A 23,939-nucleotide genomic window follows, 5' to 3' on the forward strand; every position below is an offset into this window, starting at 1 on the left:
GGGGTCAGAGTCCTTGCGATTCGAGGGTGACAGGGCCGCGCGGCGTGTCGAGCACGGCGACGAGGTTGGGCGGCCCGGCATCGACCGGCAGGCCGCCCATGCCGATGGCCGTGAGCGCGGCCGACAGCGCCGGCGCGCGCGGATGCGCCACGCGCAGCGAACGCAGCGCCAGGCCCGAGGCGGGCATGGCGTCGGTGGGGTGCACCGCGCCCCACTGGATCAGCGTGGGCAGCGCGCCGTAGAACAGGCGCTGGCCGTCGTCGCGCACCGTGATCTGCCACTCGAGCCGGCCGGCCGGCGTGTCACGCGAGGCTTCGAGCAGGTGGCCGCGGTCGATGTGCGCATGCTCCTCGCGCGCGAGCGCCTGCGTGGCGGCGTGTGCGTCGGGCACGCGCGCCACGAAGTGGATGAGGCGCGGGCCGCGCTGCGCGAGCGCGGCCTGCAGCGCGGCGTCGTCCAGGTCGAACCAGCGGCGCGTCTTCGGCCGCGAGGGCGCCTTGCCGGGCTCGATGGCGATGATCTCGGCATAGGCGCGCGGGAACGCGTCGCTCGCGATGTTCAGCAGCCGGTTGTGCGTGCCCATCAGCGGGTGCACGCCGCCGGGCGCGGGCGTGACGCCGAGCGTGGCCTCGCACCATGCCACGCCCTCGGCCAGCGAGGCGGCGGCGATCACCAGGTGGTCGATTTCGGCGGGGGCCATGGCGTGCCTTGGTTCAGAGGGTGACGTGGCCGTCGACGCAGGTCACGGCATCGCCGCCGACCCAGATCGTGCCGTCGCTGTCGCGCTCGATGTGCACGCGGCCCGCGCGGCCCAGGCACTGGCCTTGCGCGGCCAGGTAGCGCTCGGGCATGTGGCCGTCGGCGATCAGCCATTCGGCCAGGCTGGCGTTGAGGCTGCCGGTGACCGGGTCTTCCTGCACGCCGATGGGCTCGGCGAAGGCGCGCACCTCGAGGTCGATCTTCGCGCCGTCGTCGTTCGGCGTGGCGGGGCGGTTGCCGAAGGCGCGCGCCTCGCGGTTCGAACGGCCGATGAGCAGCGAGGTGTCGTGCGCCGAGGGCACGCCCGCCACGCCGGCCTTCACGCCCAGTTCCTTCAGCGCGCGGTGGTCGGGCTGCAGCGCCAGCACGGCGTCGGCGTCGTTCAGCAGCAGGCCGAACCAGACCGGGCCGTTGTCGAGCACCTGCGCCGCGATGACCTGCTGCGCCTTCAGGCCCAGCGCGCCGGCCACCTTGGCCAGCAGCGCGGGGCTTGGGGCGCTGCGCTTGAGCGGCGGCGCGGCAAAGGCCAGGCGCTCGCCGTCGCGCCGCAGCGGCACCAGGCCCGCGCCGCACTGCTGCACCACGCGGCCCGCCACCTTGGGCTTGCCGCCGGCCTGCAGCCACGCATGGCAGCTGCCGATGGTCGGGTGGCCGGCAAAGGGCAGCTCGCCGCCGGGCGTGAAGATGCGCACGCGGTAGTCGGCGCCCGGGTCGGTCGGCGGCAGCAGGAAGGTGGTCTCCGACAGGTTGGTCCACTGCGCGAAGCGCTGCATGGCGGCGTCGTCCAGGTCCTGGCCGTCGATCACCACCGCGAGCGGGTTGCCGTAGTAGGCGGTGGCGGTGAAGACGTCGACTTGCTTGAAGGGGCGGGATTTCATCAGGGTCATTCGAGGGAAAGGTCGAGCACGCCGCGCGTGCCCGGGCGGGAAAGCAGTTCCGAATACCAGCGCTCGACGTTGGGCCAGACCGGCCGGCGGTACTCGGCACCAGGCAGGCCGAACCAGCGGTGCGCTTCGCAGCCGATCGGGATGTCGGCCATGGTGAAGCGCTCGCCCGCCATGTAGGGGCGCTGCGCGAGGTGCGCGTCGAGCATCGCGAACAGCGCCTCGCTCTCGCGCACCGACGCGGCGATCAGCGCGGGCTGCCGTTCCGAAGGCGCCGTGCGCACCCATTGCACGAAGGCATCGCGGCTGGCGCGGTTGAGCGTGGTCTGCTGCCAGTCCATCCAGCGCTCGGCGTCGAAGCGCGCGGGCAGCTCGCTCGGGTAGAGCGTGCCGTGCGAGTAGCGGGCGCACAGGTAGCGCACGATGACGTTCGACTCCCACAGCGTGACGCGCTCGGCGCCTTCGCCGTCGTCGATGGTGGGCACCATGGCGTTCGGGTTGAGCGCGCGGTATTCGGGCGTCTGCACCACGCCGAACTTGCCGCCGGCCTCGGTGCGCTGGAAGTCGAGCCCGAGCTCCTGCGCGCACCACACGACCTTGCGCACGTTGATCGAACTGATGCGGCCCCAGATGTTGAGCATGGTGTTCAGTGTCCTTGTGCGGAAAGGGCGTCGGCCGTGGCCTGCAGGTACGGCTCGATGTTGCGCATCGCGCGCGCCACGTAGTCGTCTTTCTCGCCGACCGGCGCGACGTAGTGCAGCGCGCTCTTCGCGGCCTCGAGGCCTTCGGTGCGCGCGATGAGCCAGGCCGCGAGGTAGGGCGCCGAGAAGCAGCCGCCCGCGGTGGCCACGTTGCCCTGCGCGAAGAAAGGCTGGTTGAGCACCTCGACGCCGGCTTCCTGCACCCAGGGCTTGGTCGTGAGGTCGGTGCAGGCCGGCACGGTGCCCAGCAGGCCGAGCTTGGCCAGCAGCAGCGTGCCCGAGCACTGCGCGCCAATGAGCTGGCGCGACGGGTCGAGCCCGCGCAGCACGCCCATCAGGCCCGCGTCGGCGGCGATCTCGCGTGTGCGGATGCCGCTGCCGACGATCACCGCGCCCGCCTCGCAAGCCGCCTCGAGCGTCGCGGTGGCGTGCACGGTGACGCCGTTCATCGAGGTCACGGTGGCGCTGGGCGAGGCCAGCGTCACGCGCCAGCCGGGCTTCTTCACGCGGTTGAGCACGCCGAGCGCGACCAGCGAGTCGAGCTCGTTGAAGCCGTCGAAGGTGAGGATGGCGATGTGCATCGTCGTCGGCCTTGTCAGGCGTGGGCGGGGGCCAGCAGCGCCAGTTCTTCGCGCAGCGTGACGGCGAGCGCGGCGATGGCGGTGTCGATCTCCTCGACGCTGGCGGTCACGAACGACAGGCGCAGCGTGCGCGGATCGCCTTCGCCCGCGTAGAACGGCGCGCCGGGCACGAAGGCCACGTTGCGCTCCACGGCCTTGGGCAGCAGGGTCACGGTGTCGATGCCCTCGGGCAGGCGCGCCCACAGGAACATGCCGCCCTTGGGGGCGTTGAACTTCACGTCGAGGCCGGCCATCTCGCGGTGCAGCGCGGCGATCATGGCGTCGCGCTGGCGCTTGTACAGCGCGCGGATGGTGGGCACGTGGCGGTCCAGGAAGCCGTCCTTCATCACGGCCGAGACCATGCGCTGCGTGAAGATCGGCGTGTGCAGGTCGACCGCCTGCTTGGCCTGCAGCAGCTTGGGGAAGATGGCCTTCGGCGCCACCAGGAAGCCCAGGCGCAGGCCCGGGGCCAGCACCTTGGAGAACGAGCCCAGGTAGATCACGCCCTCGGGGTTGCGCGCGGCCAGCGGCAGCGGCGGGGCTTCGTCGAACCAGAGCTCGCCGTAGGGGTTGTCCTCGACGATCGGCAGGTTCGCGGCGGCTGCGGCAGCGGAGACGGCGGCGCGGCGCGCCTCGGTCATGGTGCGGCCGGTGGGGTTCTGGAAGTTGGGCAGCAGGTAGACGAAGCGCGCGTCGGCCGCCTTGCTCACGAGGTCGTCGACGATCACGCCGTCGTCGTCGCTGGCTACGCCCACGGGGTGCGGCTCCATCGGGCCGAAGGCCTGCAGCGCGCCCAGGTAGGTGGGCGTCTCGACGAGCACCTTGCTGCCCGGATCGATCAGCACCTTGGCCACGAGGTCGAGGCCCTGCTGCGAACCGGTGGTGATGAGCACCTGCGAGGCGTCGACGTCCCAGGGCAGCATGTCGGCCACGGCCTGGCGCAGCGGCGCATAGCCTTCGCTGGCGGCGTACTGCAGCGCGGCCTGGCCGTCGTTGTGCAGCACTTCGGCGCAGGCGTCGGCGAACTCCTGGATCGGGAAGGTCTTGGGCGAGGGCAGGCCGCCGGCCAGGCTGATGATGCCGGGGCGCTCGGTGACCTTGAGGATTTCACGCAGCACCGAAGGATTCATCTTGGCGGCGCGGGCGGCGAGTTTCCAGTTCATGGGAGGCTTTCTTCTTTCTGGCGAATGAGAGGTGAGTCTGAGTGTGTCGTCAGGATGGCGGGATGTCGCCACGGTGCACGACATGGATTTTGTTGCCGTCCGGGTCGCGCAGGTAGGCGCCGTAATAGCCCTGCCCGTAACGGGGGCGGGGCCCGGGCGCGCCTTCGTCGCGGCCACCGTGGCGCAGGGCCGCCTCGTGGGCGGCATGAACGGCCTGCGGCGAGGGCGCGCAGAACGCGACCATGCTGCCGTTGCCGGCGCTGGCGGGTTCGCCGTCCAGCGGGATGTACACGTAAAAGCGCGGCAGCGTCTGGCCCGGCGCGATCCAGCAGGCGGCGTCGGGGCCGCCGTCGGGCGTCACGGGGCGGCGGATGAGGCCGAGCGGGGCCAGCACCGCGTCGTAGAAGGCGGCGGCGCGCGGCAGGTCGGTGCAGCCGACGGTGACATGGCTGAACAGCGTCATGGTGGTCAGCTCCTGGCTTGCGGCTCGGCGCCGCGTGGAACAGCGGCAGGCGCCGCCGGTTGCGACAGCCGCTTGCCCGCGACCACCGTGGCGACCACGGCGGCGGCGAAGCCCAGCGTCACGAGGTCGAGCGGCTCGCCCAGCAGCGGGATCGACGCGAGGATCGACAGGAAGGGCTGCAGCAGCTGCGTCTGGCTCACGCGCAGCGCGCCGCCCAGGGCCAGGCCGCGGTACCAGGCGAAGAAGCCGATCCACATCGAGAACATGCCCACGTAGGTGAAGCCGACCCAGGCCGAGGCGGCCACGGGCTGCTGCGGCCACAGGGCGATGGTGGCGGGCAGCGTCACGGGCAGCGCCATCACGCAGACCCAGCAGATCACGCGCTCGGCGCCCAGCGACGGCGTGACCTGCGCGCCGTAGATGTAGCCGACCGAGGCCGCGACGACCGCGCCGACCAGCAGCAGGTCGGCCCATTCGAAACCGAAGCCGTGGCCGCTCTGCTGCGCGCGCAGCACCGAGAACACCACCACCAGCAGGCTGCCCGCGATGGCGCAGAGCCAGAAGCCCAGCCGCGCGCGCTGGTGCAGCACCCAGGCCGCGACCGCGGCCGTCACCAGCGGCAGCAGCGCCGTCACCACCGCCGCATGGCTGGCCGTGACCACGCGCAGCGCAAAGGCCAGCAGCAGCGGAAAGCCGATGCAGTTGCCCAGCACCGCCATGCCCAGCGGCTTCCACTGGTGCGGCGCCGGACGCGGCGAGCGCGTGACCAGCAAAAAGACGGCCGACAGAACGCCCGCCAGCGCCGCGCGCCCGAGCGTGACGAACCACGGCGACAGCTGCGGCGCCTCTTGCGTGCCCGTGGCCAGCCGCGTCATCGGCAGCGTGATGGCGAACAGCGCCACGCCGACCACACCGAGCCACATGCCCAGCGTTTCGTCCTTGAGGGCGAGCTTCATACGCCCACCATCCACCAGGCCGTGAGCACGAGGATCAGGCCCATCGCGCGGTTGAACCACAGCAGGCGTTGCCCCTTGGCCAGCCACTCGCGCAGCAGCGCGCCGACCAGCGCATAGGCGAAGTTGCTGGTGAAGGCGTAGGTCAGCATCACGGGCGCGACGATGGCGAAGCGCGCGAGCGCGTCGGGCTGGCCGGCGATCCAGCCCGCCACCAGCGTGAGCGCCAGCAGCCAGGCCTTGATGTTCACGAACTGCAGCATCACGCCTTGCCCGAAGCCGACCGAGAGGCGGGCGCTGTCGGCCTTGCCGAGCTGGGCGCTGCCGCTGAGCTTGTAGGCCAGCCACAGCAGGTAGGCGATGCCCAGGCCCTTGATCGCCAGGCGCAGCGGCGGCATGGCCACCACCAGCGCGCCGAGGCCGGCCGCGCAGATGGCGAGCAGCAAGGTCCAGCCCACCGGCACCGCGACCACGAAGCGCATCGCACGCGGCAGGCCGCCGTTGGCCGCCAGGGCGGTGGAGAGCGTGGTGTTGGGGCCGGGCGAGAAGCTCATCGCCGTGGCCAGCACCAGCAGCGCGGTGAATTCTTGCCAGTTCATGTCACAGACTCTAAACTTTGGACCATTACAGTTCCAGTACAGATGATCGAACAAATCTGAAATCTGTATTGGTCATTCCTTCGACACACGCCGCCCTTTTCTTGCTCTCTGTGCGATGCAGCCCGATCCGATGCTGACCCGAACCTCCACCCAGTCCCTGACCGGGCAGCTGGCCGACCGCCTCGCCGAGCGCATCCGCAACCGGCTGCTGGCGCCCGGCGCGCGCCTGCCCTCGGTGCGCGAGTGCGCGCGCCAGCAGGGCGTGAGCCCGTACACCGTGGTCGCCGCCTACGACCAGCTGCTCGCGCAAGGCCTCGTCGAGGCGCGCCGCCAGCGCGGCTTCTACGTGCGCGACGCGGCGCCGGTGCCCGAGAGCTCGCGCAACCCGGCGCATGCCGCGCCTGAGGTCCCACCGATGATGGCGTCGCGTGTACCGGCCGATGCCAGCTCGCTGATCCGCAGCATGTTCCACCGCCCGAGCGACAAGCCGCAGCCGGGCATGGGCGTGTTCCCGCCCGACTGGATGGCCTCGACCTTCCTCGCGACCGCGGTGCGCCGCGTGACGACCACGTCGGCGCTGCAGGAACTGTCGCTTCAATACGGCGAGCCTTCGGGCGACCTCGCGCTGCGCCGCAGCCTGTCGCAGAAGCTGGTGCGCATCAACGTGCCGGCCGGGCCGGACCAGATCGTGACCACCATCGGCGCCACGCATGCGCTGGACATCGTGAGCCGCACGCTGCTGCGCGCGGGCGATCCGGTGATGGTCGAGGAACCCGGCTGGGCGCTGGAGTTCGCGCGGCTCGAGGCGCTGGGCATGCGCATCCTCCCTGTGCCGCGCCGCGCCGACGGGCCCGACCTCGACGTGATGGCGCAGTATTGCAAGCTGCACAGCCCCAAGCTCTTCGTCAGCGTGAGCGTGCTGCACAACCCGACGGGCTACAGCCTCACGCCGGGCAGCGCGCACCGCGTGCTCAAGCTGGCCAACGAGCATGACTTTCACATCGTCGAGGACGACACCTACAGCCACCTCGCGCCCGAGCACGCCACGCGGCTGAGTGCGCTCGACGGGCTGCAGCGCACCATCTACGTCAGCGGCTTCGCGAAGATCCTGGCGCCCAACTGGCGCATCGGCTTCCTGGCCGCCTCGCCCGCGCTCAAAGAGCGGCTGCTCGAGACCAAGCTGCTGGCCACGCTGACCTCGCCCACGCTGTTCGAGCGGGCGCTGTCGTGGTGCATCGACCAGGGCCAGCTGCGCCGCCATTCGGAGCGCGTGCGCATCCGCCTGGACGGCGCGCGCGGTCGCGCGGTGAAGCTCGCCATGTCGCACGGCTGCACCTTCGCCTCGGAGCCGGCGGGGCTGTTCGGCTGGGTCGACACGGGCGTGGACACCGACGCGCTCACGCAACGCATGCTCGACCAGGGCTACCTGCTGGCGCCGGGTTCGCTGTTCCATGCGCGCCGCCCGCCGAGCACGATGATGCGGATCAACTTCGCGACCTCGCAGGACGCGAATTTCTGGAAGGTTTTCAGCCGGGTCAGGGACGAGCTCTGATTCGCTTGCAAAGGGCTTGGAGTAAGCTGGCAGCACAAGAAAACCCAGCCAGGAGACCTCCCGCATGAGCAACGCCAGCAAACCCTTCGACTTCAGCCAGTTCGTCCCCGGATTCGACTTCCTGAAGAACCTCGCCGGCGGTGCCGCCGCGGGCTCCGGGTCGGTGCCCGGCATCCCCAGCCTCGCGAGTTGGGTCGCGCCCACCATGAGCGTCGAAGAGGTCGACAAGCGCATCCAGGAACTCAAGACGGTCCAGTACTGGCTCGAACAGAACGGCCACGCGCTCAAGGCGACCATCCAGGCGCTCGAGGTGCAGAAGATGACGCTGTCGACCCTGCGCGGCATGAACGTGCGGATGGAAGACATCGCCAGCGCGTTCACCAAGCAGGCCGCGGCCATGGCGCCGGCACCGGCTCCCGCCCCGGCCCCCGCACCGCGGCCCGAACCGGAAGCTGTCGAGGAAGAGGAAGAAGAGTTCGACGAGGCCGAGGAAGAAGCGCAAGAGGTGGAAGAGGAAACCCCGGCGCCGAAGAAGACATCGCGCGCCAAGCCCGCAGCGTCCAACGGCGCCGCCGGCGTGGTCGACCCGATGCAATGGTGGGGCTCGCTCACCGAGCAGTTCCAGCAGATCGCGAGCACCGCGCTGCAGGATGCGGCGCAACTCAAGGTGCCCGCCATGGCGCAGCCGCTGGCCGACGCCGTGGGGCAGGTCATCGGCAAGGCGACGGCGGCGCGCAAGCCGGCCGCCAAGGCTGCTCCGAAGAAAGCTGTCGCCAAAAAAGCCGCGCCGGCACCCGCCGCGCGCAAGAAAACCACGTCCACCGCCGCGCGCAAGCGAACCTCCGGCCGGCGCTGACGTCTTACAGACACCTTTCCAGACGACGACGCACGGGTCGGTACGCACCATGAAACTGTTTCCCACCGGCCATGCCACCCACCCGCAATGGCGCATGGCCGCCGGCCTCGTGCTGGCCCAGTTGCGCGCGCAGATGGCGCTGCCCGACTACGCGTCGAACCCGACGCTCGGGCTGCTCTACATCACCGACCACTACGCGGCCGAGGCGCAGGAGATCCTCGATCACCTGAGCGCCGAGCTGCCCGAGGTCACCGACTGGTCGGGCACCGTCGGCATCGGCGTGTCGGCCAACAACGCCGAGTACTTCGACGAGCCCGGCCTGAGCCTGATGCTGTGCGCGCTGCCCAGCGACCAGTACCGCGTGTTCTCGGGCGTGGCGCCGCTGGGCAGCTCCGAAATGAGCGGCTTCGAGGCGCACACCGCGCTCGTGCACGCCGACCCCGCCACGCCCGACCTGGGCGAGCTCATCGGCGAGATGGCGGGCCGCACCGACACTGGCTACCTGTTCGGCGGGCTCTCGTCCGGCCGCGGCGGGGCGCTGCAGTTCGCGGTCGGCGGCAACGGCAACATCCGCGGCCACGGTGCGGCGGGCGGTGTGTTCTCGGGCGGCTTGTCGGGCGTGGTGTTCGGCGAGGGCGTGCGGCTGGTGTCGCGCGTCACGCAGGGCTGCCAGCCGCTGCGCACCGGCGGCGCGCGCGAGCGCGAGATCACCGAGGCCGACGGCAACCTGCTGCTGTCGCTCGACGGCGAGCCGGCGCTCGATGTGCTGCTGGCCGACCTGCAGGTGTCGCTCGACCGGCCGCAGGAAGCCATCGACGCCGTGCGCAACACGCTGGTCGGCCTGGCCGACGCGGGCAGCGACGGCATCCGCCGCACCGGCGACCTGGGCGCCGACGTGTTGGTGCGCCACATCATCGGGCTCGACCCGACGCGGCGCGGCATCGCCATTGCCGACAACGCCGAGGCCGGCATGCGGCTGAGCTTCTGCCGCCGCAACGCGCAGGCGGCGCGCGCCGACCTGATGCGCATCTGCGCCGAGATCCGCGAAGAGCTCGAACCCGAAGAGCAGACGCTGGCCACCGCGCGCGCCGTGGCGGCCGGCGAGGCCGAGGCCGCGCCGCATCCCGCGCGGCGCATCGCGGGCGCGGTGTACGTGAGCTGCTCGGGGCGCGGCGGCCCGCACTTCGGCGCGCCGGGCGCCGAATTGCAGATCGTGCGGCATGCGCTGGGCGACGTGCCGCTGGTCGGCTTCTTCGCCGCCGGCGAGATCGCACGCCACCACCTGTACGGCTACACCGGCGTGCTGACGGTGTTCACCGCGCCGGACTGACTGGCTGACTGACGGGAAAAAACGACGCGTGCATCCGCGCACTGTGTTCGCAGGCGCTTCGCGTCGCTAGAATCCGCCCGCTTTCTTGAATCTCTGCTGCTGCAAGAAAGAGTGATCCGCGCGCCCCGAGGCACGCGGTCGATCTCTTTCGCCCCGCCACGCGATGTGACGGGGCCCGGAAACCGACACGGTTTCCCCGAATGGAATTGCAGCCATGGGCAGCCCTACCAACAGTCATTTTTCGAGACTCCAGCGCGCCTTTTCGCGCGCGAACATCGCCGTCGATTACCGCGACGGCATCTATCACCTGCGCAACGAAGCCGCGCAGGCGACCGTGCTTCTGCCGCAGAGCCTGCCGCTGGAAGAAAAAGCCGTGAACCAGCTGCTGGCCTTCGCCAGCGTGCGCTCGCCCGACGGCGCGCACGGTGTGTGCAAGGCCTGCGCGACGCCGGACTTTCATCCGGGCTCGGTCGCGCCGGTGGGCAGCGTCGTCGCGACCGATGGCGACTTCGTGATCCCCGCCGCGGTCGGCACCGACATCAACTGCGGCATGCGTCTGCTGACCACCGGCCTCACGCTGGACCAGGTGGCGCCGCACAAGACGCAGCTGCTCGCGCGGCTCACGCGCAGCCTGCTCGACAACGGGCGCGACGTGCCGGTGCACACGGCGGCGTTTCGCGCGCTGTTCGACGACGGGCCGGCCGCGTTCCTGGACGCCGTGCGCAACGAGGGGCTCTGGGCGGCCTGCGACCGCGACCGGCTGCAGGCCGAGATCGGCGCGTGCATCGGCCTGGCGAGCTTCGGCGGGCAGTCGCGGCACGCACCGCTGGCCTACACCGGCGCGCGCCACGAGGTGTTCCGCGACCCGTGCCTGGGCACGCCGGGCAGTGGCAACCACTTCGTCGAGTTGCAGGTGGTCGACCAGGTGATGGACCGGCACGCGGCGTACCGCGCGGGCCTCAAGGCGGGCGAGGTCGTCGTGATGATCCACAGCGGCTCGCGCGACATCGGGTTCCATGTCGGGGGCCGCTGGATGGACCGCGCGCGGGCCGAGTGGCCGCAGGGCCTGCGCCATCCGAAGAGCGGGCTGTACGGGCTGGCCGGGCCGCTGGCGCAGGAGTACCTCGAAGCCATGGGCGTGGCCGCGCGCTATGCGTGGGCCAACCGGGTCGTGCTGGCCGAGCTGGTGCGCAAGGACTTCGCCGAGCTGCTGGGCGCCACGGCGTCGACGCTGGTGGTCGATGTGCCGCACAACGTGGTGCTGCGCGAGCACGGCATGAACATCCATCGCAAGGGCGCGACGCCGGCGCATGCGGGCGACCTGGCGCTGATTCCCGGGTCGATGGGCGATCACTCGTACCTCGCGACCGGGCTGGGGCATGAGGACTGGCTGTGGTCGTGCAGCCATGGTGCCGGCCGGCGCATGCGTCGGCAGGAAGTGCGCGCGATGCGGCCCGCACCCGACGACGCCGATGCCAGCTGGCAGTGCGTGACCTTGCGCGAGGAGCGCCGCATCGAGGAGGCGCCGCAGGCCTACAAGCCGATCGGCGCGGTGATCGAGGCGCAGGAAAGCGCGGGGCTCATCCGCTGCGCCGTGCGGCTCAAGCCCTGGGTCACGTTCAAGGCATGACCCGAGGGCGCGTGTCGTGTCAGCCCAGTGCGGGCTGCACGGCGCGCGGTGCGGGTGCCGGCATGCCGGCGAACGCGAAATCGACCTCGGGCGCCAGCCCGCTCACGATGCGCGCGATCGACTTGCCCGAGCCGCAGGCGTGCGTCCAGCCGAGCGTGCCGTGGCCGGTGTTGAGGAACAGGTTCGGCAGCTTGGTCTTGCCGATCAGCGGCACGTTGCTCGGCGTGGCCGGACGCAGGCCGGTCCAGAACTGCGCGCGTTCGGTGTCGCCGGCGCCGGGGAAGAGTTCTTCGACGCGCCGCACGATGGCTTCGCAGCGCACGCGGTTCAGGTCGCGGTCGTAGCCGTTGAGCTCGGCCGTGCCGGCGATGCGCAGGCGGTCGCCCGACTCCGACGTGTAGCGCGAGAACACCAGCTTGTATTCGTCGTCCGTGAGCGAGACCTGGTGTGCCTTCGATGCGTCCTTGACGGGGAGCGTCACCGAGTAGCCCTTGGCGGGGTAGATCGGCAGGCGGATGCCCAGCGGCGCGGCGTACAACGGACTCAGCGAACCCATCGCGAGCACGAAGGCATCGCCGCGGATGCGCTGGAAGCGGCCTTCGTTGTCGGTCGCCTCGACGTGGTCGATGCTGCCGCCGGCTTCGCGCAGCGCGGTCACCGTGTGGCTCATGAGGAACTTCACGCCGGCCGCCTCGGCCAGCTTCACGAGTTCGCGCGCGAAGCGGTTGGCGTCGCCCGATTCGTCTTCGGCGGTGTAGGTGGCGCCGGCGAGTTGGGGGCGGATGTGGGCGAGGGCGGGTTCGATCTTGATGGCCTCGTCGGCCGAGATGACCAGGCGTTCGCAGCCCAGAGCACGCATCTGCTCGGCGGGCGCGAGGGCACCGTCGAATTCTTTTTGCGTCGTATAGAAGTGCAGGATGCCTTGCGTGCGCTGGTCATAGTTCAGGCCCGTGTCTCGACGCAATTGCTGCAACATTTCCCGGCTGTATGTACCGAGACGAACGATCTGTTCGATGTTGTGGCGGGTGCGTGCGGGGGTGCATTCGCGCAAGAACTGCAGGCCCCAGAGCCACTGGCGCATGTCGGCGCGGATGCGAAACAGCAGCGGCGCATCTTCCTTGCCGAGCCATTGCAGCACCTTCAGCGGCGCGCTCGGATTGGCCCACGGTTCGGCATGGCTGACCGAGATCTGGCCGCCGTTGGCGAAGCTGGTTTCGGCGGCCGGGGTGGCCTGCCGGTCGATCACGGTCACCTCGTGGCCGAGTTGCTGGAGGTAGTAGGCCGAAGTCACGCCGAGCAGGCCGGCGCCAAGAACGATCACACGCATTGCAAGTACCTTTGAGTTTGCAGCGCTTGAACGGCGGGCGTGGAGTGCTATTGAAAAAATAGCAAGCAACCGGACGACCGATGTCCAAGTTGCCGCTCCCCCTGTCCTCGGTACCTGAGAGATTCACCCTGCTGCACCCGCAGCGGGTTTGCTCCTTCGGTGCGCCACATGGCGTGGCGGCTCTCCAGACGGCTGTATCGATGAGTGCAGTACTGACCCCTTGCCGAAGTTCCTGGGCGTTGCCTGGAATTTCGTCGGGCCGACCTGAGCGTTTATGGGAGTTTGCGCCTTCGGTAGGGCCTCCGTGGAAGCCCGCTCTCCTGCAATTGTTGGCGATTGTAGGCGGGCCCCGCAAGCCGGCCAAGCCCTGTACATCGGCACTTCACACCGATGGGATAATTGAATGTTGATTTTTGGTAAAGCAAACTTTTTTCTACATGCAGGGGACTCCATGATCCTGGTTACCGGCGGCGCAGGCTTCATTGGCGCCAATTTCGTGCTCGACTGGATCGCGCAGGGCAACGAGCCCGTCGTGAACCTCGACAAGCTGACCTACGCGGGCAACCTCGAGACCCTCGCGTCGCTCAAGGGCAACGCGAACCATGTCTTCGTGCAAGGCGACATCGGCGACAGCGCGCTGCTCGATCGCCTGCTGGCCGAGCACAAACCCCGTGCCGTTGTGAACTTTGCCGCGGAATCGCATGTGGATCGTTCGATCCACGGCCCGGAAGACTTCGTGCAGACCAATGTGCTCGGCACCTTCCGCCTGCTCGAATCGGTGCGCGGCTACTGGAACGCCCTGCCGGCCGACCAGAAGGCGGCCTTCCGTTTCCTGCATGTGTCGACCGACGAGGTCTACGGCTCGCTCTCCAAGACCGACCCGGCCTTCACCGAAGAGAACAAGTACGAGCCCAACAGCCCGTACTCGGCCAGCAAGGCCGCCAGCGACCACCTCGTGCGCGCCTGGCATCACACCTACGGCCTGCCGGTGGTCACCACCAACTGCTCGAACAACTACGGCCCGTTCCACTTCCCCGAGAAGCTGATCCCGCTGATGATCGTCAACGCACTGGCCGGCAAGAACCTGCCCGTGTACGGCGACGGCATGCAGGTGCGCGACTGGCTCTACGTGAAGGACCACTGCAGCGCCATCCGCCGCGTGCTCGAGGCCGGCAAGCTCGGCGAGACCTACAACGTCGGCGGCTGGAACGAGAAGCCCAACATCGAGATCGTCAACACCGTGTGTGCGCTGCTCGACGAACTGAGCCCCCGCGCCGACGGCAAGCCGTACAAGGAGCAGATCACCTACGTCACGGACCGCCCGGGCCACGACCGTCGCTACGCCATCGATGCACGCAAGCTCGAGGCCGAACTCGGCTGGAAGCCCGCCGAGACCTTCGACACCGGCATCCGCAAGACCGTCCAGTGGTACCTCGCCAACGGCGAGTGGGTGCGCAACGTGCAAAGCGGCGCGTACCGCGAATGGGTCGAGAAGCAATACGACGCTGCGCCTGCAAAGGCTTCCGCATGAAGTTGCTGCTGCTCGGCAAAGGTGGACAGGTCGGCTGGGAGCTGCAGCGCAGCCTCGCGCCGCTCGGCGAAGTGGTCGCACTGGACTTCGACAGCACCGACTTCCACGCCGACTTCAGCCGTCCCGAGCAGCTGGCTGCAACCGTGCTGGCGGTGCGCCCCGACGTCATCGTCAATGCCGCCGCGCACACCGCCGTCGACAAGGCCGAGAGCGAGCCCGACTTCGCGCGCAAGCTCAACGCCACCTCGCCCGGCGTGGTGGCCGAGGCGGCGCAGCAGATCGGCGCGCTGATGGTGCATTACTCCACCGACTACGTCTTCGACGGCAGCGGCACTAGGCCCTGGAAAGAAGAAGACGCGACCGGCCCGCTCAGCGTGTACGGCCAGACCAAGCTCGAAGGCGAGCAGCTGGTGGCGCAGCATTGCGCGAAGCACCTGATCTTTCGCACCAGCTGGGTGTACGCCGCACGCGGCGGCAACTTCGCCAAGACCATGCTGCGCCTGGCCAAGGAGCGCGACAAGCTCACGGTCATCGACGACCAGTTCGGCGCCCCCACCGGGGCTGAGTTGCTGGCCGACATCACTGCGCACGCCATCCGCGCCACCTTGCAAGACCCGACCAAGGCCGGGCTGTACCACGCCATCGCCGGCGGCGAGACCACGTGGCACGGCTACGCGCGCTTCGTGCTCGAGATGGCGCAGCAGGCCGGCGTCGAACTCAAGGCCGGCCCGCAGGCCGTGGAGGCCGTGCCCACCAGCGCCTTTCCGACGCCCGCGAAGCGCCCGCACAACTCGCGGCTCGACACCACCAAGCTGCAGACCACCTTCGGCCTGCGTCTGCCGCCCTGGCAGGAAGGCGTGGCACGCATGCTGCGCGAGACGCTCTGACCGACTGATTTTTCCTGCCCCTCACAGAAGAAGACTCCCATGACGCAACGCAAAGGCATCATCCTTGCCGGTGGCTCCGGCACCCGCCTGCACCCGGCCACGCTCGCCATGAGCAAGCAACTGCTGCCGGTGTACGACAAGCCCATGATCTATTACCCGCTGAGCACCCTGATGCTCGGCGGCATGCGCGACATCCTGATCATCAGCACGCCGCAGGACACGCCGCGCTTCCAGCAGCTGCTGGGCGACGGCAGCCAGTGGGGCATCAACCTGCAGTACGCGGTGCAGCCGAGTCCCGATGGCCTGGCGCAGGCGTTCATCATCGGCGACAAGTTCGTGGGGAACTCGCCGAGCGCGCTGGTGTTGGGGGACAACATCTTCTATGGGCATGACTTTGCCCATCTGCTGTCGGACGCTGATGCGAAGCAGAGTGGTGCGACCGTGTTCGCGTACCACGTGCACGACCCCGAGCGCTACGGCGTGGTGGCCTTTGACGCCAACGGCAAGGCCAGCAGCATCGAAGAAAAGCCCGTCAAGCCTAGGAGCAGCTACGCCGTGACCGGCCTGTACTTCTATGACAACCAGGTCGTCGATATCGCCAAGGCCGTGAAGCCGAGCGCGCGCGGCGAACTGGAGATCACGGCGGTCAACCAAGCGTACTTGGACCTGGACCAGCTCAACGTGCAGATCATGCAGCGCGGCTATGCGTGGCTCGATACGGGCACGCACGAGAGCCTGCTCGAAGCCGGCCAGTTCATCGCGACGCTGGAGCATCGGCAGGGGCTGAAGATCGCCTGCCCTGAAGAAATTGCGTGGCGCAATGGCTTCATCGACAGCGCCCAACTCGAAAAGCTCGCTGCACCGCTGCAGAAGAACGGGTACGGAAAGTACCTGAAGCACCTGCTGACCGAAGAGGTGCGTTCGTGAATGTCATCCAAACCGAGATCCCCGACGTTCTGATCATCGAGCCGAAGGTCTTTGGCGATGCCAGAGGGTTTTTCTACGAGAGCTTCAATCAACGCGCATTCGAGGAGGCGGTTGGATCGAAGGTCGACTTCGTTCAGGACAACCATTCAAGGTCATCCAAGGGCGTGCTTCGGGGGTTGCACTATCAGGTCCAGCAAGCGCAAGGAAAGCTGGTGCGCGCGGTACGCGGCGCGGTGTTTGATGTGGCCGTCGACATTCGGCGCTCTTCGCCCACGTTCGGGCGTTGGGTGGGCACGGAGTTGAGCGAAGGCAATCACCGACAGTTGTGGGTTCCGGCGGGCTTCGCGCACGGATTCTTCGTTCTCACGGACTCTGCGGACTTTCTGTACAAGACGACGAACTACTACGCGCCTGAGCACGAGCGATGCATTGCTTGGAACGACGCGAGCCTGCAGATCGCGTGGCCTGACATTGGCATGGCGCCGCAGTTGTCCAGGAAGGATGCCGAAGGCAAATCGCTTCAAGCGGCGGACGTCTTCGAGTAAACAGAATTTTTGAACGAGGCACCTGAGTGCCTGCCGAATTCGAGGCTTCATTTCTTGATCGCGCATCAATGAACGAATGCCGAAAGTGAGATCTTCTTGCTGTATTTGAAATATTCCCGCTGCCCGTGAATGTGAGTTGCTTCTGATGGAGTGAGCCGAACGACTCCGGCCCCATGCGCATTCGATCGACGGACAAAGGCCTGCGCGTGTGAACGCGAGGAAGCGCATCAATTTTCATGAAACCCGGAATGAATTTCAAAAAGCTACTGAAGCGCAGCGCTCAGCTTGTGAACGAGTATCGCGATGCCGGTCTGCTCCGGCAGTCGGATCTGTTCGATAAAAATTGGTATCGGGAGCGCAATCCGGATGTTCCGGAAGGCGCTGAGATCCAGCATTTCCTTCGATTCGGCGGCAGGGAAGGGCGTGCACCGAGCGAAAAGTTCGATGCAGCAGGGTATTTGGAGGCCAACAAGGACGTGGCGTACCGGGGCCTCAATCCCTTGGTGCACTATCTCAAGTGGGGTAAAGAGGAGGGGCGGAAGATTGCAGTTGGCTCCCCGCCGATGCGCTCGCCCCCCCCCGAGAAGCGACGTTCGGCGCCAGCCATCGATCTCAGTCGCTATTCAAGAAATGGCACGTTGCTCGTCACAGAGCAGGAGATTCGCGATCTCGAATTGCTCCATGAAACCGACCTCTTCGATGCCGAGTGGTACCTCGAAAACTACCCGCATCTGAAGAATCAGGACCCTTACCTTCATTTCCTGCGGCATGGCGGTTTCGAAGGATTGAAGGCCAGTGAGAATTTCGATTGCGAGTGGTATTGCGACATCTATCCGGATGTCGTCTTGCACGGCGTGCACCCACTGCTTCACTACCTGAAACACGGGATGAAGGAGGGGCGCTTCAAGGGCATGTCGCCCAAGATCGCATCGGTCGTCAAGCGAACCGTTGCCGACCTGATGGCGCTCGACCCCGAAATCGAATCGTGCCATCCGTTGCACGGCAAGCACTTGAGGCTGCGCCCGAATTTCAGCATCCCGACCGATGAACTCGGTGCAGCGTGGACTGAAATTTTTCATGACCTGCCTGCCGGAATCCGGCACGTCGTTTTCATGCCGTGGCTCGTCAAGGGCGGGGCGGATCTCGCCGGGGTCAACATCCTGCGTGCAGCGCAGGAGGCGGTCGGCGTTTCTGCCACGCTGCTCGTCTTGACCGATCATGACAAGGTGGATGCCTTCGACTGGCTGCCCTCGGGGTCGCAGGTGCTGGTTTTGTCCGATTACGACGCCGATCTCAATCAGCGGAACAGACAACGCATTGTCGAGGCGCTGATATTCGCGCTTCAACCCGAGTCGATCACGAACGTAAACAGTTTGGCGTGCTGGGCCGCTCTGGTTGAAAAGGGCAAGGCTTTCCAGTCGATATGCAAGGTCTACACGACGCTGTTCTGCCGCGACTTCACGGAAGATGGCCGCGGGGCGGGGTATGCGGATACGCACCTTCGGGCTGCGATCCATAACGTCGACAAGATCTATTTCGATACCAACGTCTTCCTTGAAGAAGTGGTGGCGAGGTATGGATTTACTCCTGCATTGACGCAGAAGCTCCAGTTCTTGCCTCAGCCTGCATTGGACGATCTGCGAGAGATTTCCAAGAAATCCCAATCCGACGAACAGCGACCGGCCATCTTCTGGGCGGGCCGGTTCTGCCATCAGAAAAATACGGAGTTGTTGGGGCGGATCATCCGGTCTCTGCCGGAGGTCGCGCTGGACGTCTACGGCGGCGGTGAGCCTCAGCGCGAAGCCGAATTGGCGGCGCTCGCAGACACGCAGCCCAAGCTGCGTCTGCTGGGGATGTTCGCCTCGTTCAGCAAGCTTCCCCTGGAGCGGTATGCCGCCTTCCTCTTCACGTCGCGTTTCGAAGGCATGCCGACGGTCCTGATCAATGCCGCCGCCGCAGGCGTCCCCATCATCGCGAGCAATGTCGGAGGCGTCTCTGAACTGGTGACCAGCGAAACCGGATGGCTGATCGATGCCCTGGACGACGAGCGCGCTTACTGCGCGGCCATCCAGGAAATTCTCGACAATCCGGAAGAGGTGGAGCGTCGCCTGCAGGCCATGAGGAAAAAGTTGGGCCTCGAGCGTTCCTGGTCCGCATTCACAGCAGGACTCCCTTTCTCGTCCATGTCCTCCAGCGAGGCTGAGCATGTCTAAGTTTCACGTCACTGCGATCGTCAATGCGCACAAGGAGGGCCTGTGGCTCAAGCCGGCATTGGACAGTGTCTGGGCGTGCTTCGAGGCGGCCCGGGAACGGGGTTTGACCACCGAACTGCTCGTCGCGATGGACCGCGCGGACGCACTTTCTGTCGAGATCGTCAGCGACAGCGTCGCAAGATTTCCCCATGTGCGCGTGGTTCCCATGAACCATGGTGATGTCGGGCATGCCCGGAATGAGGCGGCATTGATGGCCGAGGGCGAGTATGTGGCGTTTCTCGACGGCGACGATCTTTGGGGCCCTGCCTGGCTTTCGGACGCCTATGCCATGGCGAGTGCGGACGAGCGGGAACTCGTGCTTCACCCGGAGGTGAATGTCTATTTCGGGCACGACCCTCATGTTTTTGTGCATATCGATGCCGAAAGCAAGAATTTCGACACGGCTGCACTTGCATTGGTGAACTACTGGACGTCACTTTGTTTTGTGCGCAGGGAATTTCTTGTGGAGAATCCCTATCCAGAAACAGATCTGGCAGCACAAATAGGCTACGAAGATTGGGCCTGGAATCTCAAGGTGATGTCTGCGGGTGCCGTGCACAAATGCGTTCCAGGAACCGGGCATGCCATCCGGATGAAGAGAATTTCTTTGGTTCGTCAAACAAGTTCGGCAGGTTGTATCGCGGCGCCCAGTGATATTTTCAGGAAAGTCCTGAAAAATCAGACAAGAAGACCTGATTCGAAGCTTCGCATCGCAGTTTAGTTCGCGCTTCCCGAGAAGCTTTTTAATTTGGCTTCAATGTGTGATGGAAAAAACAAAATTCAAAATTCTTGACGGGTGGGAGAGTACTCATGTCAAGTTGCTGTTGATCGTATTTGGTGCAGCGCTGATTGCAAAAGGCGGGGTTCTGGCGCGCGGTTTTGCCGTCGATGACTACGCGTTCGGGCAGGGGTTCACAAAGGGCGAGCTGAGCACATTTTTGACGCAGGGCCGGTTCTTGCTAGGAGGCATTGACAGTTTCATCGACTCCCTCGGTGTGAACATCAATGACTTGTACGTGTCGCTCGGCGTCTGCGCACTGCTTCTTCAGGCCGTGCTGGTCGTTTCCATCTTGCGATTCGTAGGTGTCGCGAATGCGCGAGGTGCGGCGTTGGTGGGCGCTGTCATGGTGGCCCATCCATATCTGGCGGAAATACTCACCTTCCGCATGGTGTTGCCTGGATATTGCGTGGCGGCGGCGTTTTCCATCGTGTCGCTGGAGATGATTTCGAGAAAGCCGTTGAGGTGGCCGTACATCGCGATTGCACTGGCTGCCACGGTCGGCATGCTGTTCATCTACCAGGGGTTTCTGAACTATTTTTCCGCAGCCATCGTTTTTGCCTATCTGTTTGGCGCAATTTCCTGGAAGCGGATCGGTTTTGAAGTAACTGATGGACAGGATCTCAAACGACGCGCTGTGGTGTTGATGCTCGTTTGCCTTGTTTCTGCGCTCATTTTCTTGGCCATTCTCAGCGTATCGAAGAGCCTGGGATGGATCGAGCTGACAGGAAGAGCGAACTTCATTGAACGCGGGTTCATTGCGGAGAGAATGGGGCAGATCAAGGATCTACTGCTTCGGATCTACTGGTCGGGTGAGCCGGTGTCCCCTCGGTGGTTGAAGGTTCTTGTTGCCGCGATGATTTCCATCGCCGTGATCTTGATCGCAAATATTTTCTGGTCTCAAGAAAAAAATTCAAAGAAGCCGCTTGATATTCTTGGCATTGCATTGGGTTTGCTCTTGCTGATTCCAGTGACTGTGGGCGTGATTGCTCCATTCAAGGACTGGCATCCGGTGCCGAGAGTGCTTCCCCAGGTTGCATTGATTGTTGGATTGTTTCTGCTCGTCGGTTATTCGGCGGTGCGAGGGTTCTTTGGAAAAATTCCGGGAGATGTTTTCTCGGGTTTGTTGGTTGTTTTGCTGGTGGTGTTTGTTTTTGTAAACAATCAGATATTCGCAGATCAACAAAGAATCAATTCTTGGGACGGAGCTGAGGCGAATCGAGTGATTGCTCGTCTTGAGCAACAAGAAGAGTTCTCGAAGATTGAATACATCTTCGTAAGCGACGGTGGCTGGCGCCATCCTTCCCGGTTGAGCACGATTCAAGGGGATATGAATATTTCGGCTTTTTCTCCAGAGTACTCAAGGGCGCCATTGCTGGTTGAAATTTCTGGTTATGCCTTCAAGAAATCCTCTGGTGATAAAAATCTGATTGGCGAAAGGTATTGCGAAAAATCCAAGCCATGGCCAAGTCGGGAGTCTGTTTTCGTTATTGAAAATCTGGCTATTGTTTGCTTGAAGAAGTGAGCTTTTGATTTCGACAGGGGTTTCTGACTTGAGTTCTATTTCAATGGCGAAAAATTAAACTGTTAGAATTATTAAAATGAGCAGGTTAGAACGAGTTTCCATAGTGATCCCGGTTTATTCGGGGGAAAAGACGCTGCCAATTCTCGTGGCCGAAATCGAGAAACTGACGCACCCGCAAGTCACTGCGGCCGGAAACTCGTTCGTCGTCAGCGAAGTCGTGCTGGTCCACGATTGCGGCCCGGACCGATCGGACCTCACCATGACCGCGCTCGCGGAGAGCCATGCCTTCGTTCAGCCGGTATGGCTGTCCCGAAACTATGGACAGCACGCCGCCACCATGGCCGGCATGGCCAGCGCCACGGGGGACTGGGTCGTGACCATGGACGAAGACGGCCAGCAGGACCCCACGAGCATCGGTGCGATGCTGGACCTCGCCCTGAGTGCTTCGCTCCAGCTCGTCTACGCTCAGCCCACGAATCCGCCGCCGCATGGCTGGTTGCGCAATCTGATGAGCCGGACGGCGAAGGGCATCAGCACGCGTCTACTCGGCAACAAGACCATTGGTCGCTTCAACAGCTTCCGGTTCATCGATGGCGAAATTGCCAGGACGTTGTCCGCCTATTGCGGCAACGGTGTCTATCTGGATGTCGGACTGTTCTGGATCACGGGCCGTGTGGGGCACTGCCCATTGCGTCTCAGGGAAGAACTGGGCCGCCCTTCGGGTTATTCCTTCCTGTCGCTGGTCAGACATTTCTGGAGCCTGGTGCTCACGACCGGCACCCGACCGCTGCGTCTCATCACCATCATGGGATTCTTCTCGATTCTGTTGGCGATGGGATTTGCGATCTATGCCCTCTACGAGAAGTACACGGGGCAGGTGCCCGTCGAAGGGTGGACATCGCTCGCCGTCGTGGTGGCATTTTTCTCTGGGGTCATCCTGACAGCGCTTGGCGTGATCGCGGAGTACCTGGCGGTGACGATGGGCATCGCGATGGGCAAGCCGCTCTACGTCGTGAGTTCGAAGCCGACCCGGCCAAACCGTCCATGACGTTGACCTGGGTGCTCGGCAGCCGAGGTTTGCTGGGTTCCGCTTTCTGCCGAGCGCTTCGACTCGATGGCGCCACGGTATTCGCTCCTGCTGTGCATTTCAGCTGGGCGGATGAGGCGCAACTGGCATCGCAGATCGACGCCGCGGTGGACGCCTTTTCTCTCCAGGCGCGTCAGGCATCCGGATGGGAAATCTACTGGGCCGCCGGGATCGGGACAATGGGCAGTGCGGAAGAGTTGCTCGAGCCGGAAGTCCGGGCGCTGGCATCGCTCATTCGACGAATCCAGTCGAGCGACGTGTTGATGACGATGCCGGGTGCGCTGGCGCTTGCGAGTTCAGCGGGTGCAATCTACGCATCGTCCAAAGACGAAGTCATCACCGAAAACTCCGTGCCGGCGCCCAACAGTGCCTATGCGCGAGCCAAGCTGCGACAGGAAGACCTTCTGCGCGCTTTCGGGGCCGTACACCCGCAAGTTTCTGTGCTGCTGGCCCGGATATCGACGCTCTATGGCACAGGGCAGGCTGTCGGGAAGGCGCAAGGGTTGCTGACGCACATGGCCCGCAGCATCGTGCGCAACCGTCCCGTGGGCATCTATGTCCCGATCGACACCATCCGCGACTACATCTCTGTGGACGACGCGGCCTCCGAGATCATCGGGACCTTGCGTGAACCGGGTCTGTGGCCGGGTGTGCTCTTGAAGATCGTGGCGTCGGGACGGCCGACGACGATCGCCGAGATCATCTCCATCTTCAAGAGAATTTCCAGGAAGCCACCCAAAATCACCACGGGCGTCAGCAAGGCTTCCAGCCTCTATCAACGGAAAATTCAATTTCAGTCCATCGTTGGAAATGGAAAGCGATTGTCACAGGCTCGCAGTTTGGGCGTAGGGATACACCAGATTCTCAGCGCCGAGCGGGCTGCGCACGCCAATCCTGGGAAAATCTCGAAATGATGGAGCCCTATCTCTTTGAGATTTTTAATTCCTTGAATTCGAATAAAAATGAAGCGAACTGAAATTTTTTCTTTTCAGTTTGTTCGTTTTCTCGTGGTCGGGGTTGCCAATACGCTGGTGGGATTGTCGGTGATATATGCCGCCAAATATTTCTTCCATGCAGGCGATGTCATGGCCAATGCCATCGGGTACGCCGTGGGAATCTGCGTGAGCTTCAACTTGAACAGCCGTTGGACGTTCGCCTACAAAGGGCTCATGGTGCCAGCGGCGATGAAGTTTTTTCTGGCCACCGCCGTGGCGTACGCGGCCAACCTGTTAACAGTCATGACGGCAATCGATGGTTTTGGTATAAATACTTATCTGGCTCAGGCGTTGGGCATGCCGGTCTATACGGTCGTGGCCTACCTGATCAGCAAGTATGTGGTGTTTCGTTTAAAAATAAAATAAAACACATTGAATTTTTTGAGGGAGATTTTTCAATTATTCTTCTTTGGCGATTGATCCGATGTTAAGGTTGATGATTTTTTAATTCCCCGTGAGTTTTGATTTTCAATCCACGATTTTGCATTTCTCGATGGTTTCTGATTGAGATTTGATAAATAAAAACAGGAAAATAAAATGAGTGTGCGAGGTCGGCGTTTCGTAGAGTTCTGGCG

23 protein-coding genes and 2 riboswitches are annotated in these 23,939 nt (G+C 64.8%); of the genes, 14 read left to right on the top strand and 9 right to left on the bottom strand.

The window, feature by feature from the left end:
- Positions 1–4: 4 nt before the first annotated feature.
- The 8 genes from AC1RAA_RS22165 to AC1RAA_RS22200 are packed head-to-tail and all read right to left on the bottom strand — an operon-like array spanning position 5 to position 6,142.
- Positions 5–700 (bottom strand): VOC family protein, encoded by a 696-nt coding sequence (locus tag AC1RAA_RS22165; RefSeq protein ID WP_492731650.1) that lies wholly within the window; start codon positions 698–700, stop codon positions 5–7.
- Between the two features lie 13 nt (positions 701–713).
- Positions 714–1,637, bottom strand: coding sequence for a PhzF family phenazine biosynthesis protein (locus AC1RAA_RS22170; RefSeq protein ID WP_172438398.1), 924 nt, complete (start codon positions 1,635–1,637; stop codon positions 714–716).
- 5 nt (positions 1,638–1,642) lie between these two features.
- Positions 1,643–2,284 carry a glutathione S-transferase family protein gene (locus AC1RAA_RS22175; RefSeq protein ID WP_307696614.1) on the bottom strand — a complete coding sequence of 214 codons (642 nt, stop codon included), beginning with the start codon at positions 2,282–2,284 and terminating at the stop codon, positions 1,643–1,645.
- 5 nt (positions 2,285–2,289) lie between these two features.
- Positions 2,290–2,925 carry a DJ-1/PfpI family protein gene (locus AC1RAA_RS22180; protein WP_492731653.1) on the bottom strand — a complete coding sequence of 212 codons (636 nt, stop codon included), beginning with the start codon at positions 2,923–2,925 and terminating at the stop codon, positions 2,290–2,292.
- Between the two features lie 14 nt (positions 2,926–2,939).
- Positions 2,940–4,127, bottom strand: coding sequence for an aminotransferase-like domain-containing protein (locus tag AC1RAA_RS22185; protein WP_070060271.1), 1,188 nt, complete (start codon positions 4,125–4,127; stop codon positions 2,940–2,942).
- 49 nt (positions 4,128–4,176) lie between these two features.
- Positions 4,177–4,584 (bottom strand): VOC family protein, encoded by a 408-nt coding sequence (locus tag AC1RAA_RS22190; RefSeq protein WP_062471216.1) that lies wholly within the window; start codon positions 4,582–4,584, stop codon positions 4,177–4,179.
- 11 nt (positions 4,585–4,595) lie between these two features.
- Positions 4,596–5,546 (bottom strand): DMT family transporter, encoded by a 951-nt coding sequence (locus AC1RAA_RS22195; RefSeq protein ID WP_492731655.1) that lies wholly within the window; start codon positions 5,544–5,546, stop codon positions 4,596–4,598.
- Entirely contained in the window at positions 5,543–6,142 is a 600-nt protein-coding gene (locus AC1RAA_RS22200; RefSeq protein WP_492731657.1) for a LysE family translocator, read from the bottom strand. Before AC1RAA_RS22200 ends, AC1RAA_RS22195 begins: the two co-directional genes overlap by 4 nt.
- A 130-nt stretch (positions 6,143–6,272) precedes the next feature.
- On the opposite strand from AC1RAA_RS22200, the gene AC1RAA_RS22205 reads away from it, so the two are divergent.
- The 4 genes from AC1RAA_RS22205 (at position 6,273) to AC1RAA_RS22220 (ending at position 11,510) form a co-directional block, all read left to right on the top strand.
- A complete protein-coding gene (locus AC1RAA_RS22205; RefSeq protein ID WP_489060962.1) occupies positions 6,273–7,694 on the top strand; it encodes an aminotransferase-like domain-containing protein in 1,422 nt (473 codons plus the stop codon).
- A 64-nt stretch (positions 7,695–7,758) separates the two neighbouring features.
- Complete coding sequence (locus tag AC1RAA_RS22210; RefSeq protein WP_492731659.1) at positions 7,759–8,550, top strand: PhaM family polyhydroxyalkanoate granule multifunctional regulatory protein; 792 nt, start codon at positions 7,759–7,761, stop codon at positions 8,548–8,550.
- Positions 8,551–8,599: 49 nt separating this feature from the next.
- Positions 8,600–9,880 (top strand): FIST signal transduction protein, encoded by a 1,281-nt coding sequence (locus AC1RAA_RS22215; RefSeq protein WP_070060267.1) that lies wholly within the window; start codon positions 8,600–8,602, stop codon positions 9,878–9,880.
- 214 nt (positions 9,881–10,094) lie between these two features.
- Positions 10,095–11,510: an RtcB family protein gene (locus AC1RAA_RS22220; RefSeq protein ID WP_492731661.1), complete on the top strand. Its 1,416-nt coding sequence runs from the start codon at positions 10,095–10,097 to the stop codon at positions 11,508–11,510.
- A 19-nt stretch (positions 11,511–11,529) separates the two neighbouring features.
- Here the strand turns inward: AC1RAA_RS22220 and AC1RAA_RS22225 are convergent, their stop codons facing one another.
- Entirely contained in the window at positions 11,530–12,837 is a 1,308-nt protein-coding gene (locus AC1RAA_RS22225; protein ID WP_062471173.1) for a D-amino acid dehydrogenase, read from the bottom strand.
- 91 nt (positions 12,838–12,928) lie between these two features.
- Positions 12,929–13,035: riboswitch (glycine riboswitch) on the bottom strand.
- A gap of 44 nt (positions 13,036–13,079) precedes the next feature.
- A riboswitch (glycine riboswitch) is annotated at positions 13,080–13,170 on the bottom strand.
- 118 nt (positions 13,171–13,288) lie between these two features.
- Here AC1RAA_RS22225 and rfbB point away from each other — a divergent pair.
- The 10 genes from rfbB to AC1RAA_RS22275 all read left to right on the top strand — a co-directional run bounded on the left by rfbB (position 13,289) and on the right by AC1RAA_RS22275 (position 23,730).
- Entirely contained in the window at positions 13,289–14,368 is a 1,080-nt protein-coding gene (gene rfbB, locus AC1RAA_RS22230) for a dTDP-glucose 4,6-dehydratase (RefSeq protein WP_095743503.1), read from the top strand.
- Complete coding sequence (rfbD, locus tag AC1RAA_RS22235) at positions 14,365–15,255, top strand: dTDP-4-dehydrorhamnose reductase (RefSeq protein WP_369631154.1); 891 nt, start codon at positions 14,365–14,367, stop codon at positions 15,253–15,255. Before rfbB ends, rfbD begins: the two co-directional genes overlap by 4 nt.
- A 39-nt stretch (positions 15,256–15,294) precedes the next feature.
- Positions 15,295–16,182: a glucose-1-phosphate thymidylyltransferase RfbA gene (gene rfbA, locus AC1RAA_RS22240; RefSeq protein ID WP_492731663.1), complete on the top strand. Its 888-nt coding sequence runs from the start codon at positions 15,295–15,297 to the stop codon at positions 16,180–16,182.
- A complete protein-coding gene (rfbC, locus tag AC1RAA_RS22245; protein ID WP_492731665.1) occupies positions 16,179–16,727 on the top strand; it encodes a dTDP-4-dehydrorhamnose 3,5-epimerase in 549 nt (182 codons plus the stop codon). Before rfbA ends, rfbC begins: the two co-directional genes overlap by 4 nt.
- Positions 16,728–16,975: 248 nt before the next feature.
- A complete protein-coding gene (locus AC1RAA_RS22250; RefSeq protein ID WP_492731667.1) occupies positions 16,976–18,940 on the top strand; it encodes a glycosyltransferase family 4 protein in 1,965 nt (654 codons plus the stop codon).
- Entirely contained in the window at positions 18,933–19,700 is a 768-nt protein-coding gene (locus AC1RAA_RS22255) for a glycosyltransferase family 2 protein (protein ID WP_487848611.1), read from the top strand. Before AC1RAA_RS22250 ends, AC1RAA_RS22255 begins: the two co-directional genes overlap by 8 nt.
- A 43-nt stretch (positions 19,701–19,743) precedes the next feature.
- Positions 19,744–21,282 carry a hypothetical protein gene (locus tag AC1RAA_RS22260; protein ID WP_492731669.1) on the top strand — a complete coding sequence of 513 codons (1,539 nt, stop codon included), beginning with the start codon at positions 19,744–19,746 and terminating at the stop codon, positions 21,280–21,282.
- 103 nt (positions 21,283–21,385) lie between these two features.
- Positions 21,386–22,330, top strand: a complete 945-nt coding sequence (locus AC1RAA_RS22265; protein WP_492731670.1) for a glycosyltransferase — start codon at positions 21,386–21,388, stop codon at positions 22,328–22,330.
- On the top strand, positions 22,327–23,283 hold the full coding sequence (locus tag AC1RAA_RS22270; protein ID WP_492731672.1) for an NAD-dependent epimerase/dehydratase family protein: 957 nt from the start codon (positions 22,327–22,329) through the stop codon (positions 23,281–23,283). Before AC1RAA_RS22265 ends, AC1RAA_RS22270 begins: the two co-directional genes overlap by 4 nt.
- Positions 23,284–23,331: 48 nt before the next feature.
- On the top strand, positions 23,332–23,730 hold the full coding sequence (locus AC1RAA_RS22275; protein ID WP_492731674.1) for a GtrA family protein: 399 nt from the start codon (positions 23,332–23,334) through the stop codon (positions 23,728–23,730).
- Positions 23,731–23,939 lie beyond the last annotated feature (209 nt).

This window comes from Variovorax sp. GW823-FHT04F07 (genome assembly GCF_058795995.1).